Source organism: Janibacter indicus, from assembly GCF_900176385.1.
GTDB lineage: Bacteria > Actinomycetota > Actinomycetes > Actinomycetales > Dermatophilaceae > Janibacter > Janibacter indicus.
Genome location: NZ_FWXN01000007.1, coordinates 1 through 13,974, shown reverse-complemented (window position 1 = coordinate 13,974; position 13,974 = coordinate 1). Strand labels below are relative to the sequence as shown.

Below are 13,974 nucleotides of genomic sequence, written 5' to 3'. Positions count from 1 at the left end.
GTGTCAGGACCCAACACCAACTACGACCCGGTCGAGGTCGCCGCGCTCGACCCGCAGGTGATCGACGAGGCCGTTCAGGCCGCGCTCGACGCCGCCGCGGGCGCCACGACCCTCGACGAGCTCAAGCGGATCCGCGGGGCGCACCAGGGCGACAAGAGCCCGCTCGCCCTCGCCAACCGCGAGATCGGTGCGCTGCCGCCGAGCGCCAAGGCCGAGGCCGGCAAGCGCGTCGGCCAGGCCCGAGGCCGCGTCGCTCAGGCCTTCGCGGCCCGGCAGGCCGAGCTCGAGGCCGAGCGCGACGAGCGGATCCTCGTCGAAGAGACCCTCGACCTGACCGTGCCCAGCCCGCACCAGCGCCTCGGGGCGCGGCACCCGATCAGCCTCGTGACCGAGCGGGTCGAGGACATCTTCGTCGGCATGGGCTGGGAGATCGCCGAGGGACCGGAGATCGAGTCCGAGTGGCTGACCTTCGACGCGCTCAACATCGGGCCCGACCACCCGGCCCGCGGCGAGCAGGACACCTTCTTCGTCGAGCCGGCCGACGCCGGCGTCGTGCTGCGCACGCACACCTCGCCGGTGCAGATCCGCACGATGCTCGACCGCGAGCCGCCGATCTACGTGCTGTGCCCCGGCAAGGTCTTCCGCACCGACGACCTCGACGCGACCCACACCCCGGTCTTCCACCAGTTCGAGGGTCTCGTCGTCGACAAGGGCATCACGATGGCCCACCTGCGCGGGGCTCTCGACGCCTTCGTCCAGGGGCTCTTCGGCGAGGGCATCGTCACGCGGCTGCGGCCCAACTACTTCCCCTTCACCGAGCCGAGCGCCGAGATCGACTGCCAGTGCTGGGTCTGCCGTGGTGCCGACTCCTCCTGCCGCACCTGCGGCGGCACCGGCTGGATCGAGCTCGGCGGCTCCGGCATGGTCAACCGTCGCGTGCTCGCGGCCGCGGGCGTCGACCCGGACGAGTACACCGGCTTCGCCTTCGGCCTGGGCATCGAGCGCTCGCTCATGCTGCGCCACGGCGTCGCCGACATGCGCGACATCATCGAGGGAGACGTCCGCTTCTCGGCGGCGTTCGGGATGGAGATCTGATGCGGGCACCGATCGAGTGGCTCCGTGAGCTGACCGAGGTCGACCCGCAGGCGAAGGGGGCGGACGTCGCCGCCACCCTCGTGCGGGTGGGTCTCGAGGAGGAGGACATCCTCGGTGGCGAGGTCACCGGCCCGCTCGTCGTGGGCAAGGTCCTCGAGCGCACGCCCGAGGAGCAGAAGAACGGCAAGACGATCAACTGGTGCCAGGTCGACGTGGGTGCCGCCAACGGCACCGGCGAGCCGCAGGGCATCGTGTGCGGCGCGCACAACTTCGACGTGGGTGACCTCGTCGCGGTGATCCTGCCCGGCGGTGTGCTGCCGGGGAACTTCGAGATCTCCGCGCGCAAGACCTACGGGCACGTGAGCGCCGGCATGATCTGCTCCGCGCTCGAGCTGGGCCTCGGCGAGGACCACGACGGCATCATCGTGCTCACCGAGTACCTCGCCGACCGCCCGGAGGTGTTGGCGGCCCTCACCCCCGGTGACGACCTCATCCCCGTGCTCGGCCTCGACGCCGAGACGGTCGAGGTCAACGTCACGCCCGACCGCGGGTACTGCTTGTCCATGCGCGGCATCGCGCGGGAGTACGCGCTGTCCGAGGGCACCCCCTTCGTCGACCCCGCGGACATCGTCGTCGCGCCGGCCACCGGGCCCGGGCACGAGGTGCGGCTCGACGACGAGGCGCCGGTCGACGGTGTGCCGGGCTGTGACCGCTTCGTCGCCCGCGTCGTGCGCGGGATCGACGCGTCGGCACCCTCACCCACGTGGATGCGCCGCCGCCTGACCGAGGTCGGCATGCGGCCGATCTCGCTGGCCGTCGACGTCACCAACTACGTGATGATGCTGCTCGGTCAGCCGCTGCACGCCTACGACCTGGCCAAGCTCGGGGGAGCCATCGAGGTGCGTCGCGCCCGGGCGGGAGAGACCCTCATGACCCTCGACGACGTCGAGCGCACCCTCGACCCCGCTGACCTGCTCATCACCGACGGCGGCACGACACCGCTCGCCATCGCCGGCGTCATGGGTGGCGCGACGAGCGAGGTCGACGAGACGACCACCGATGTGCTCGTCGAGGCGGCGCACTTCGACTCCGTCACCGTGGCCCGCTCCTCGCGTCGGCACCGGCTGACGACCGAGGCGTCCAAGCGCTTCGAACGGGGTGTCGACCCTGCCGTGACGGCTGCGGCCGCCCAGCTGGCCGTCGACCTGCTCGTCGAGCACGGCGGCGGTACGGCCGATGACGCGGCGACCGACATCGGGTCCGTCGCCGAGCCCGCGGCCATCCCCTTCGACCCCGCGCTGCCGAGCCGTTACATCGGGCTCGACTACCCGCGCGATGAGGTCGTCGGGACCCTCACCAGGATCGGGTGCACCGTGGTGGACTCAGGGGAGTCCCTCCTCGTCACGCCGCCCACCTGGCGCCCCGACCTCGGTGACGGACCGGACCTCGTCGAGGAGGTCGCGCGGGTGCGCGGCTACGACCAGATCCCGTCCGACGTGCCCCGGGCCACGGCCGGGCGTGGTCTGACCCACGGCCAGCGGGCGCGGCGCACGGTCGCCCGCACGCTCGCGGCCACCGGTCTGGTCGAGGTGCTCTCCTACCCCTTCACCTCGAGCGAGCGCCACGATGCCTTCGGCTACAGCGCGGACGACCCGCGACGCACGACGGTGCGGCTGGCCAACCCGCTGCAGGACGAGGCGCCGATCATGCGCACCTCGATCCTCGACACGCTCCTCGACACCCTGCGGCGCAATGTCTCCCGGGGTCACCGCGACGTCGGGCTCTACGAGATCGGCCTCGTGACGGCGGGCGGGATCACCCCCCTCCCGCTGCCGCCCGGTGGGGTGCTGCCCGCCGCGCCGACCCTCCAGCAGATCACCGACGGCGTGCCCCCGCAGCCGCGGCACGTGGCCATCGCCGCGGCCGGGGCGGCGCTGGCCGCCGGACCCCACGGGCCCGCGCGGTCCGTCGACCCGACCGACGCCGTCGGGTGGGTGCGGGCGATCGGTGACTCCATCGGCGTTGAGCTGGGCGTCGAGGCCGCGCAGCGGGAGCCCTTCCACCCGGGGCGCTGCGTCGCGGTCTCCGTGCCCGGTGGCGCGGTCGTCGGCCACGCGGGTGAGCTGCACCCCAAGGTCTGCTCGCGCCTGGAGCTGCCCGAGCGCACGGTCGCGGCCGAGGTCGACCTCGACGCGGTCGTCGCCGCCTCCGGTGAGCCGGTCAAGCCCGCCCAGCTGTCCACCCAGCCGGTCGCCAACACCGACGTCGCGCTCGTCGTCGACGAGGGCGTGCCCGCCGCGGTCGTCGCCGCTGCGCTGCGCTCGGGTGCGGGTGAAGACCTCGAGTCGCTGACGCTCTTCGACGTCTACCGGGGTGACCAGGTGGGCGGGGGGCGCAAGTCGCTCGCCTACCGCCTGACCTTCCGCTCCGGTCGCACGCTCACGACCGACGAGGTCAGTGCGCTGCGCGACCGGGCAGTGGCCTCGGCGGCTTCGGCGACGGGGGCCCAGCAGCGCTGACCCCGGCGAGCCCTGTGGCACGCGTTTGCATGAAACCATGCGTCTGCGTATGGTCATGCAGGTGATCACCGCAGCCATTGCCGGAGCCAGCGGCTACGCAGGAGCCGAGATCGCTCGGCTCCTGCTCGGCCACCCAGACGTCGAGATCGGCGCACTCACCGCGTCGGGCAATGCCGGGGTCCGCTTCGGTGACCTCGCGCCGCACCTGCAGCCGCTCGCCGACCGCGTCCTCGAGCCGACGTCCGCCGACACGCTCGCCGGCCACGACGTGGTCTTCCTCGCCCTGCCGCACGGGCACTCCGCGGCGATCGCCGAGCAGCTGCCTGACGACGTGACGGTCGTCGACTGCGGGGCCGACTTCCGGCTCGACGACGAGCAGGACTGGACGGACTACTACGACACCCCCTTCGCCGGGACCTGGCCCTACGGGCTCCCCGAGCTCGTGCGGGCCGACGGCACCAAGCACCGTGACGACCTCGCCGGCGCGCGGCGGATCGCCGTCCCGGGGTGCTACCCGACGGCCGCCAGCCTCGCCCTCGCACCGGGCCTGGCCGCGGGCGTCGTCGAGCCCGGCGACGTGGTCGTCGTCGCCGCCTCCGGCACCTCCGGCGCCGGCCGCTCGACCAAGCCGCACCTCATCGGGTCCGAGGTCATGGGCGCGATGAGCCCCTACGGCGTCGGTGGGGTCCACCGGCACACGCCGGAGATCGAGCGCAACCTCTCCCGGGCCGCCGGGCAGGACGCGACGGTCTCCTTCACGCCGACCCTCGCGCCGATGCCGCGGGGCATCCTGGCCACCGTCACGGCCCGCGCCGCTGCCGGCGCCACAGTGACGACCGTCCGCGCCGCGTGGGAGCGGGCCTACGCCGACGAGCCCTTCGTCCACCTGCTGCCCGAGGGGCAGTGGCCGCACACGGGCAGCATCGTCGGCTCCAACCTCGTCCACGTCCAGGTCGTCCTCGACGAGCGGAGCGGCCGGGTCGTCGCGATCGCGGCCGAGGACAACCTGACGAAGGGGACGGCCGGCGCCGCCGTGCAGTCCATGAACCTCGCCCTGGGTCTCCCCGAGACCACCGGACTGCCGACGACGGGAGTGGCACCGTGAGCACGACGACCCCTGCAGGATTCCGCGCCGCCGGCGTCACCGCCGGCCTCAAGGCGAGCGGCCGACCCGATGTGGCCCTCGTCGTCAACGACGGCCCCGACCGGCACGCGGCGGCGGTCTTCACCACCAACCGGGTCGAGGCTGCCCCGGTCACGTGGTCACGCCAGTCCCTCGTCGACGGTCGTGCCGACGCAGTGGTGCTCAACTCCGGCGGTGCCAACGCGTGCACCGGGGCGCAGGGCTTCCAGGACACGCACGCCACCGCCGAGCACACGGCCGAGGCGCTCGGCGTCTCGGCGGGGGACGTCGTCGTCTGCAGCACCGGCCTCATCGGTGAGCTGCTGCCGATGGCCAAGCTCACCGCGGGCGTCACCGCTGCCGCCGGCTCCCTCACCGCCGAAGGGGGAGCCGCCGCGGCCGAGGCGATCATGACGACCGACACCGTGCCCAAGACCGCTGCGGCCGTCCGCGATGGGTGGAGCGTGGGTGGCATGGCCAAGGGGGCCGGGATGCTCGCCCCCGCGCTGGCCACGATGCTCGTCGTCGTCACCACCGACGCGGTGACGAGTGCCGCCGACCTCGACGCGGCCCTGCGCGAGGCGACCCGCACGACCTTCGACCGGATCGACTCCGACGGGTGCATGTCGACCAACGACACCGTCCTCGCCATGGCCTCCGGCGCGTCCGGGACCACCGTCTCCCGCGACGAGCTCACGGAGGCGGTGCGTGAGGTCTGCGTCGACCTGGCCCGCCAGCTCATCGGTGACGCAGAGGGCGCCCACCACGACATCGAGATCGTCGTGCAGCGGGCCGCGAGCGAGGCCGACGGCCTCGAGGTCGCGCGCAGCATCGCCCGCAACAACCTCTTCAAGTGCGCGATCTTCGGCAAGGACCCCAACTGGGGTCGCGTGCTGGCCGCGGTCGGCACGACCTCGGCCGTCTTCGAGCCCGCACGGCTCGACGTGTCGATCAACGGCGTGCAGGTCTGCCGTGCCGGCGGGGTCGGTGAGGACCGCACGCTCGTGGACCTCGAGGCCCGCGAGGTGCGCGTCGAGGTCGACCTGCACGCCGGTGACGACGAGGTGACGGTCTGGACCAACGACCTGACCCACGACTACGTCCACGAGAACTCCGCCTACTCCACGTGAACGGAATGACAGGCATGCCTGCTGAATCCACCCTTCGCGGTGCCATCGACGCGGCCGCACTGCGGGTCGCCCAGACCAAGGCGACCACCCTCGTCGAGGCCCTGCCCTGGCTCGAGCGCTTCCGCGGGGCACTCGTCGTCATCAAGTACGGCGGCAATGCCATGACCGACGACGCGCTCAAGGCGGCCTTCGCCGAGGACATCGTCTTCCTGCGCTATGCCGGCCTGCGCCCGGTCGTCGTCCACGGCGGCGGCCCGCAGATCCAGGCGATGCTCGACCGGCTCGGACTCCAGAGCGAGTTCAAGGGCGGCCTGCGGGTGACGACCCCCGAGGTCATGGAGGTCGTGCGCATGGTCCTCACCGGCCAGGTCGGCCGCGAGCTCGTGGGCCTGCTCAACCAGCACGGCCCGGTGGCCGTCGGCCTGTCCGGCGAGGACGCGAGTCTCTTCGGCGGCCGCCGCAAGGGCGTCGTCGTCGACGGTGAGCCGGTCGACATCGGCCTCGTCGGCGACGTCGAGTCCGTGGACCCGGCGGCCGTCCTCGACATCCTCGACGCCGGTCGGATCCCGGTCGTCTCGACGATCGCACCCGACCTCGACGTCGACGGTCAGGTGCTCAACGTCAACGCCGACACCGCCGCCGCAGCACTGGCCGTCGCCCTGCGGGCACACAAGCTCGTCGTCCTCACCGACGTCGACGGGGTCTACGCCGACTGGCCCGACCGCGACTCGCTGCTGTCGCACCTCACCGCCTCGGGCGCGCGCGACCTGCTCGCCACGGTCGACTCCGGGATGATCCCCAAGCTCGAGGCCTGCATCCGGGCCGTCGAGCACGGCGTGCCCCAGGCGCACGTCGTCGACGGCCGCCAGCCGCACTCGATGCTCCTCGAGCTCTTCACCAACGAGGGCTTCGGCACGATGATCCTGCCGGACCTCGACGACACCGACGACGAAGGGGAGGGCAGCCCCTCATGAGCACCCCCAGCGAGCATCACCAGGCTCTGCTCGAGCGCTATCGCGCCAGCCACATCGGGGTCTTCGGCCTTCCCGGCCTCGTCCTCGCCCGCGGTGAGGGCGCCTGGGTGTGGGACGTCGACGGCACCCGCTACCTCGACCTCCTCGGGGGCATCGCCGTCAACGCGCTCGGTCACGGTCACCCCGAGCTCGTCGCGGCGATCTCCAAGCAGGCCGGTGAGCTCGTCCACGTGAGCAACTTCTTCACGACCCCCGCGCAGATCGAGGCGGCCGAGGCGCTGCTGCGCGTCGCGCAGGCCCCGCAGGGGTCGGGCGTCTTCTTCTGCAACAGCGGTTCCGAGGCCGTCGAGACCGCGATCAAGCTCTCCCGGCGGACCGGACGCACCGGGATCGTCGCCGTCGGCGGTGCCTTCCACGGCCGGACCACCGGAGCGGTGAGCCTGACCCACAAGGAGGCCTACCGGGCCCCCTTCGAACCGCTCCTGCCCGGGGTGACGCACGTGGAGCCCGGTGACGTCGAGGCGCTTCGCGCCGCCGTCGGCCCCGACACCGCGATGGTCCTGCTCGAACCCATCCAGGGCGAGGCCGGAGTGGTGACGCCCCCGGAGGGCTATCTCGCCGCAGCCCGCGAGATCACCCGCGAGGCCGGCGCCCTGCTCGTCCTCGACGAGATCCAGACCGGGGTCGGGCGCACCGGTGCGTGGTTCGCCCACCAGCTCGACGGCGTCGTGCCCGACGCGATCACCGTCGCCAAGGGTCTCGGCGGGGGAGTGCCGATCGGTGCCCTGGTGACCTTCGGTCCGGAGACCACCGGTCTGCTCACCGCGGGGCAGCACGGCTCGACCTTCGGCGGCAACCCGCTCGCCTGCAGCGCAGCCCTCGCAGTGATGTCGACCATCGAGTCCGAGGGTCTGGTCGAGCACGCGGTCACCGCCGGAGACCTGCTCGTCGAGCGGGTGACGGCGCTGGAGCACCCCCGGGTCGCCGGTGTGCGTGGGGCGGGGCTGCTTCGCGCCATCGCCCTGACCGCGCCGATCGCCCCTGCGGCGGCGCTCGCGGCCCGCCGTCACGGGTTCATCATCAACCCGGTCGCGCCCGACGCGCTGCGGCTGGCGCCGCCGCTCACCATCACCACCGACCAGCTCACGAGCTTCGTCGACGCCCTGCCCGGGATCCTCGACGAGGCCGCCAAGGAGTCCGCATGACCGTCCGCCACCTGCTCGCCGACGACGACCTCACGGCCGCGGAGCAGTCGCAGGTCCTCGACCTCGCGGCCGCGCTCAAGGCCGACCGGCACGCCGAGCAGCCGCTCGCCGGGCCCCGGTCGGTCGCGATCATCTTCGACAAGCCGACGCTGCGCACCCAGCTGTCCTTCACCACCGGCGTCGCCGAGCTCGGCGGCTACCCGATGGTCGTCGACGGCAACCTCGCCCAGATCGGCACCCGCGAGTCGATCGCCGACGTCGCCCGGGTCGTGGGGCGCCAGGTGAGCGCCATCGTCTGGCGCACGCACGGTCAGGACCGGCTGCAGGAGATGGCCGACCACGTCGACGTGCCGGTGGTCAACGCGCTGACCGACGACTACCACCCCTGCCAGCTGCTCGCCGACCTGCTGACGATCCGCGAGCACAAGGGCTCGACGGCTGGCCGCACCATCGCCTACGTCGGCGACGGGGCCAACAACATGGCGCACTCCTACCTCCTCGCCTGCGCCCTCGCCGGGATGCACGTGCGCATCGGGACCCCGGCCAGCCACCAGCCCTCGGCCGACGTCCTGGCCAGGGCCGAGCGCATCGCCGGCGAGGAGGCTGGATCGGTCCTCGTCACCGATGACCCCACGGCCGCGGTGGCGGGAGCCGACGTCGTCGCGACCGACACCTGGGTGTCGATGGGCATGGAGGGCGAGAAGGGGGATCGCACCGGGCAGACCTCGCCCTTCGCCCCCTTCGCCGTGACGACGCACCTGCTGGGCCACGCCGCGGCCGACGCGATCGTCCTGCACTGCCTGCCCGCCTACCGTGGTCTGGAGATCGCGGCGGACGTCATCGACGGGCCGCACTCGGTCGTGTGGGACGAGGCCGAAAACCGGCTGCACGCACAGAAGGCCCTGCTCACCTTCCTCCTGCGCGCCTCGTCGTGATCGCCGCGACCCGACCCGGCCGGCAGGCACGGATCATCGAGCTCCTGCGGGAGCATGCCGTGCGCAGTCAGCCGGAGCTGCTCGAGCTGCTCGCGGCAGACGGCATCGAGATCACCCAGGCGACGCTGTCCCGGGACCTGCTCGAGCTGCGCGCCGAAAAGGTGCGGGTGGGCCGCGACCTCGTCTACGCCATCCCCGGCGAAGGGGGCGACCGCACCCCGCGCGCGGCCGTCGACCCGGCGGAGTACGACGACCGGCTGCGCCGGCTGTGCGAGGAGCTCCTCGTCACGGCCAGGGCGAGCGCCCAGCTCGTCGTCGTGCGCACGCCCCCGGGTGCCGCCAGCTACCTCGCCTCGGCGATCGACCACGCACGTCTCACGGGAGTGCTGGGGACGATCGCGGGGGATGACACGATCATGATCATCACCGGCGGACCCGACGAGGGTGCCGCCGTCACCGCACAGCTGCTGGGCCTGGCCCAGACCACCGACAGCCAGGAGGCACCGTGACCCAGGACGAGACCGCGACGACCGCCGAGCGGGTGAGCCTGTGGGGTGGCCGCTTCGCCGGGGGACCGAGCGATGCTCTCGCCGCCCTGAGCAAGTCGACGCACTTCGACTGGCGTCTGGCCCCCTACGACATTGCCGGTTCGAGGGCCCACGCGCGCGTCCTCCACGGTGCCGGCCTGCTCGACGACGCGACGCTCGAGGCGATGCTCGAGGCCCTGCGACGACTCGCCGACGATGTGGCGAGCGGCGCCTTCGAGCCCGCGCTCGACGACGAGGACGTGCACACCGCCCTCGAGCGCGGTCTCATCGAGCGCGCCGGTGCCGATGTCGGTGGCCGACTGCGCGCCGGGCGCTCGCGCAACGACCAGGTGGCCACCCTCTTCCGGATGTACCTGCGCGACCACGCCCGCATCGTCTCCGGCCTCGTCCTCGAGGTCGTGCGGGCGCTCGTGGACCAGGCCCGGGACAACATCGACGTGGCGATGCCGGGGCGCACCCACCTGCAGCACGCCCAGCCGGTCCTGCTCAGCCACCACCTGCTCGCGCACGCGTGGCCGCTGCTGCGCGACGTGCAGCGCTTCGTCGACTGGGACGAGCGCACCTCGCTCAGCCCCTACGGATCCGGTGCTCTGGCGGGCTCGTCCCTCGGGCTCGACCCGGAAGGGGTCGCGACGGACCTGGGCTTCGCCGGGGCGACCGCCAACTCCATCGACGGCACGGCCTCGCGCGACTTCGTCGCGGAATTCTGCTTCGTCGCGGCGATGACGGCGGTCGACATCTCGCGGCTGGCCGAGGAGGTCATCCTCTGGGCGACCAAGGAGTTCTCCTTCGTCACCCTCGACGACGCCTTCTCCACCGGGTCGAGCATCATGCCGCAGAAGAAGAACCCCGATGTGGCCGAGCTGGCCCGGGGCAAGGCCGGTCGTCTCGTCGGTGACCTCGCCGGCCTCATGACCACCCTCAAGGCGCTGCCGCTGGCCTACAACCGCGACCTCCAGGAGGACAAGGAGCCGGTCTTCGACGCCGTCGACACCCTCGAGGTCCTGCTGCCCGCCTTCGCCGGGATGATGGCGACGATGACCTACCACGGAGAGCGAATGGCCGCCCTTGCGCCGCAGGGCTTCTCGCTCGCCACCGACATCGCCGAGTGGCTCGTGCGCCAGGGCGTGCCCTTCCGAGTGGCCCACGAGGTCGCCGGGGCGTGCGTGCGGGTCTGCGAGGAGCGTGACATCGAGCTGTGGGACCTCACCGACGAGGACCTCGCCGGGATCAGTGAGCACCTGACGCCGGGGGTCCGCGAGGTCCTGTCGGTGGAAGGCTCGCTCGCCTCCCGCGACGCCCAGGGCGGCACCGCCCCCGCCCGGGTCCGCGAGCAGCTCGCCGACGCCACGGCCCTGCTCGAGGAGCTGTCCGCGTTCGCCGCGAGCCGCATCGAAGCTCGCTGACGTGACCACGAGGGGTCGTCGCCTGACCGGGTCCGACCTGGCGGGCGACCCCCTGTCCGTCGCACCCATGCTGCTCGGGACCCGGCTGGTGGCCGGCGACGTCACGCTCCGCCTGACCGAGGTCGAGGCCTACTGGGGCGGCAACGACCCGGGCTCGCACGGCTACCGGGGGATGACCCCACGCACCGAGGTGATGTTCGGTCCGCCCGGGCATCTCTACGTCTACCGCTCCTACGGCATCCACTGGTGCGCCAACGTCGTCGTGGGATCGAAGGGGGAGTGCGCTGCGGTCCTCCTTCGGGCCGGTGAGGTGGTCCGGGGGGAGGAGACCGCTCGAGAGCGCCGCGGCGACGTGCCTGCGCGAGACCTGGCCCGTGGGCCGGGTCGACTGACCCGCGCCCTGGGGCTGACCGGCGAGCACGACGGCAGCGCGCTGGTCGGGAGACGCGCTCCCATCGCCCTCGTCGCGCCCGACGAGCCCGTCGACCCCCAGCGCATCCGTACCGGGCCGCGGGTGGGGGTCTCGGGACCCGGGGGAGACGGAGCCGACTACCCGTGGCGCTTCTGGCTCGACGGGGAGCCGACGGTCTCGGCCTATCGGCCGGGCAAGCCGCGGGTCAGGCGGGGTTGACGCCCACGTCGACCTGCTGGGCCAGGTAGTTCTCGACGCCGACGCGGACGATGGCGTCGAGCTGCGCCTCGAACCAGTCGGCGTGACCCTCCTCGTCGCGCGCCATCTCCTCGAAGACCGCTGCGGTCGCGTGGTCACCCAGGTCGTGGCACTCCTGCGCGGCGGAGTTGAACTGCTTGACCGCGACGATCTCGCTGGCGAGGGCCAGCTCGAGCATCTCCTTGGCGTCCTCGCCGATCTGGATGTTGTTCAGCTTCTGGACGTTGGGGTGGCCGTCGAACATCAGGATGCGCTCGATGAGCTCGTCGGCATCCTTCATCTCACCGATGGACAGGTCGTAGAAGACCTTGCCCAGGCGGGGCAGGCCCCAGTTGTCGAGCATGCGGGCGTGCAGGAAGTACGTGTTGACGACGGTCAGTTCGAGGGTGAGTGCGTCGTTGAGGAGCGTGATGACTCGGGGGTCAGCTGGCTGCACGGTCTACCTCCGCGGGAGATGGGAAGAGGCCGGTGTCGACCTCGCTCCCGACACTCTCGCAGAGGATCCGCCGTACTGAGAAGACACAGGCACCGCAATCGCGGCCGGCTCCGGTGCTCGCGCACACCCGGGAGAGGGTGGTCGCGCCGGCGGCGGCGGCGTCGGCGATCTGGCGTTCACCGACCACGGCACAGTGACAGACGATCACGCCCGGTCTCCCTTCGTCTTCGTGAGGTGAGGCATACCTTAACCCTACGAAGGGAGGGTTCGTCACCTGGTGTTCCACATGGCGGATCGACTCTCGCCCACCGGTGCGCCTGACGGCAGTCGCCCCGGTCCGTGGCAGGCTGTCTCAGGGCATGCGACCGCGTGCCCGGCAACCTCCCGGAAGGACCGAGACGACCGTGACCGACATCCTCGACGAGCTGCAGTGGCGCGGAGCGGTGGCGCAGACCACCGACGAGGCCGCCCTGCGACAGGCCCTCGCCGACGGACCGATCACGGTGTATTGCGGCTTCGACCCGACCGCGCCCTCTCTGCACTTCGGCAACTTCGTGCAGCTCGTCGCCCTGCGACGGTTCCAGCGCGCCGGCCACAAGGTGATCTGCCTCGTCGGCGGGTCCACCGGGCTCATCGGTGACCCCAAGCCGACGAGTGAGCGCCAGCTGCGGACCAAGGAGCACACGGCGCACAACGTCTCCCGGATCAAGGAGCTCGTGCGCCCCTTCCTCGACTTCGACGGGAGCAGCGGCGTCGCGCACCCGGCGATCCTCGTCGACAACCTCGACTGGACCGCACCGATGACCGCGCTCGACTTCCTGCGGGACATCGGCAAGCACTTCCGGGTCAACCAGATGATCCGCAAGGACGCGATCTCGGCCCGGCTCGAGAGCCAAGAGGGCATCTCCTACACGGAGTTCAGCTACCAGCTCCTCCAGGCGTTGGACTACCTCGAGCTCTACCGCCAGTACGACTGCACGCTCCAGCTCGGCGGGTCCGACCAGTGGGGCAACCTCACTGCGGGGGTCGACCTCATCCACCGTGCGGAGGGCGGGTCGGTCCATGCTCTGACCTCGCCGCTGCTCACCGACTCCCACGGGGTCAAGTACGGCAAGTCCGAGGGCAATGCCATCTGGTTGTCCGCCGACATGACCAGTCCCTACGCCTTCTACCAGTACTTCCTCAACGTCGAGGACGCCTCCGTGGTCAAGCTGCTCAAGGTCTTCACCGACCGAGGCCGCGAGGAGATCGACGAGCTCGAGCGGCTCGTCAAGGACGAGCCCCACCGTCGTGCGGCCCAGCGAGCCTTGGCGTCCGACATGACGACGCTCGTCCACGGCGAGGCCGCCACGATCTCGGTCCAGGCGGCCTCGGAAGCCCTCTTCGGCAAGGGCGATCTCACGGCACTGGACGCCGGCACGCTGCTCGACGCGACGGCCGAGCTGCCCGGCGCCGATGTCCCCGTGGGCACGGGGCTGCTCGATGCTCTCGTGGCGACCGGGCTCGTCGACTCCAAGAAGGCCGCGCGTCGCGCGATCTCGGACGGCGCGGTCTCGGTCAACGGCACCAAGGTGTCCGACGAGCAGTTCGTCCTCGGGCCGGGGGACTACCTGCACGGGCGGGTGGCCGTCCTGCGACGGGGCCGCAGGAACCTCGCGGCGGCCCGGCAGCGCTGACCCGCCAACGACACCCACTCGGGGTCGGATCGCCCGGAAACTCGGGGGATCCGACCCCGATTTGGTGAAGTCGGGATCGGTGATCTAATGTTCTCGACGTCAGCCCGAGAGGGAGGAACGGACACCACGCGGTGACTCGCAAGAGTCACACCAGGCAGGCCAGTCCCGCGAGCTGACAGCCCCCATCCGAGTTACTCGGATCCGGCCGATCAGGTCGGAACCGCGGATTTGGAACCGAGCAGCTCCGCTGCTACGGT

13 protein-coding genes are annotated in these 13,974 nt (G+C 71.8%); 11 read left to right on the top strand and 2 right to left on the bottom strand.

Features of this window, described 5'->3' with window-relative positions; all coding sequences use genetic code 11:
• The 10 genes from pheS to B9B60_RS09345 are packed head-to-tail and all read left to right on the top strand — an operon-like array spanning position 1 to position 11,566.
• Entirely contained in the window at positions 1-1,095 is a 1,095-nt protein-coding gene (pheS, locus tag B9B60_RS09390; protein WP_084451188.1) for a phenylalanine--tRNA ligase subunit alpha, read from the top strand.
• On the top strand, positions 1,095-3,614 hold the full coding sequence (gene pheT / locus B9B60_RS09385; RefSeq protein WP_084451187.1) for a phenylalanine--tRNA ligase subunit beta: 2,520 nt from the start codon (positions 1,095-1,097) through the stop codon (positions 3,612-3,614). The genes pheS and pheT overlap by 1 nt, the downstream gene beginning before the upstream one ends.
• Before the next feature lie 37 nt (positions 3,615-3,651).
• The gene (gene argC, locus B9B60_RS09380) at positions 3,652-4,719 is read left to right on the top strand and encodes an N-acetyl-gamma-glutamyl-phosphate reductase (RefSeq protein WP_223277589.1); all 1,068 of its coding nucleotides are present in this window, start codon (positions 3,652-3,654) and stop codon (positions 4,717-4,719) included.
• Positions 4,716-5,867, top strand: coding sequence for a bifunctional glutamate N-acetyltransferase/amino-acid acetyltransferase ArgJ (argJ, locus tag B9B60_RS09375; RefSeq protein WP_084451184.1), 1,152 nt, complete (start codon positions 4,716-4,718; stop codon positions 5,865-5,867). The genes argC and argJ overlap by 4 nt, the downstream gene beginning before the upstream one ends.
• A 14-nt stretch (positions 5,868-5,881) precedes the next feature.
• On the top strand, positions 5,882-6,841 hold the full coding sequence (argB, locus tag B9B60_RS09370) for an acetylglutamate kinase (protein ID WP_084451182.1): 960 nt from the start codon (positions 5,882-5,884) through the stop codon (positions 6,839-6,841).
• Complete coding sequence (locus B9B60_RS09365) at positions 6,838-8,046, top strand: acetylornithine transaminase (protein WP_084451180.1); 1,209 nt, start codon at positions 6,838-6,840, stop codon at positions 8,044-8,046. Before argB ends, B9B60_RS09365 begins: the two co-directional genes overlap by 4 nt.
• A complete protein-coding gene (gene argF / locus B9B60_RS09360; protein ID WP_084451178.1) occupies positions 8,043-8,981 on the top strand; it encodes an ornithine carbamoyltransferase in 939 nt (312 codons plus the stop codon). The genes B9B60_RS09365 and argF overlap by 4 nt, the downstream gene beginning before the upstream one ends.
• Positions 8,978-9,490 carry an arginine repressor gene (locus B9B60_RS09355; protein WP_084451177.1) on the top strand — a complete coding sequence of 171 codons (513 nt, stop codon included), beginning with the start codon at positions 8,978-8,980 and terminating at the stop codon, positions 9,488-9,490. The genes argF and B9B60_RS09355 overlap by 4 nt, the downstream gene beginning before the upstream one ends.
• Positions 9,487-10,935 (top strand): argininosuccinate lyase, encoded by a 1,449-nt coding sequence (gene argH / locus B9B60_RS09350; RefSeq protein ID WP_084451175.1) that lies wholly within the window; start codon positions 9,487-9,489, stop codon positions 10,933-10,935. Before B9B60_RS09355 ends, argH begins: the two co-directional genes overlap by 4 nt.
• A gap of 1 nt (position 10,936) precedes the next feature.
• A complete protein-coding gene (locus B9B60_RS09345; RefSeq protein ID WP_084451173.1) occupies positions 10,937-11,566 on the top strand; it encodes a DNA-3-methyladenine glycosylase in 630 nt (209 codons plus the stop codon).
• Here the strand turns inward: B9B60_RS09345 and bfr are convergent.
• Complete coding sequence (bfr, locus tag B9B60_RS09340) at positions 11,553-12,041, bottom strand: bacterioferritin (RefSeq protein ID WP_072624801.1); 489 nt, start codon at positions 12,039-12,041, stop codon at positions 11,553-11,555. The two genes, B9B60_RS09345 and bfr, sit on opposite strands and share 14 nt — an antisense overlap.
• A complete protein-coding gene (locus B9B60_RS09335; protein WP_072624800.1) occupies positions 12,028-12,249 on the bottom strand; it encodes a (2Fe-2S)-binding protein in 222 nt (73 codons plus the stop codon). The genes bfr and B9B60_RS09335 overlap by 14 nt, the downstream gene beginning before the upstream one ends.
• Positions 12,250-12,445: 196 nt before the next feature.
• Between B9B60_RS09335 and tyrS the strand changes: the two genes are divergently transcribed.
• Positions 12,446-13,717, top strand: a complete 1,272-nt coding sequence (gene tyrS / locus B9B60_RS09330) for a tyrosine--tRNA ligase (RefSeq protein ID WP_072624799.1) — start codon at positions 12,446-12,448, stop codon at positions 13,715-13,717.
• Positions 13,718-13,974 lie beyond the last annotated feature (257 nt).

Coding starts and splice junctions, on each gene's coding strand:
- pheT (WP_084451187.1), top strand. CDS start 1,095: ATGCGGGCACCGATCGAGTGGCTCCGTGAGCTGACCGAGGTCGACCCG.
- argB (WP_084451182.1), top strand. CDS start 5,882: ATGCCTGCTGAATCCACCCTTCGCGGTGCCATCGACGCGGCCGCACTG.
- B9B60_RS09365 (WP_084451180.1), top strand. CDS start 6,838: ATGAGCACCCCCAGCGAGCATCACCAGGCTCTGCTCGAGCGCTATCGC.
- argC (WP_223277589.1), top strand. CDS start 3,652: ATGCGTCTGCGTATGGTCATGCAGGTGATCACCGCAGCCATTGCCGGA.
- argF (WP_084451178.1), top strand. CDS start 8,043: ATGACCGTCCGCCACCTGCTCGCCGACGACGACCTCACGGCCGCGGAG.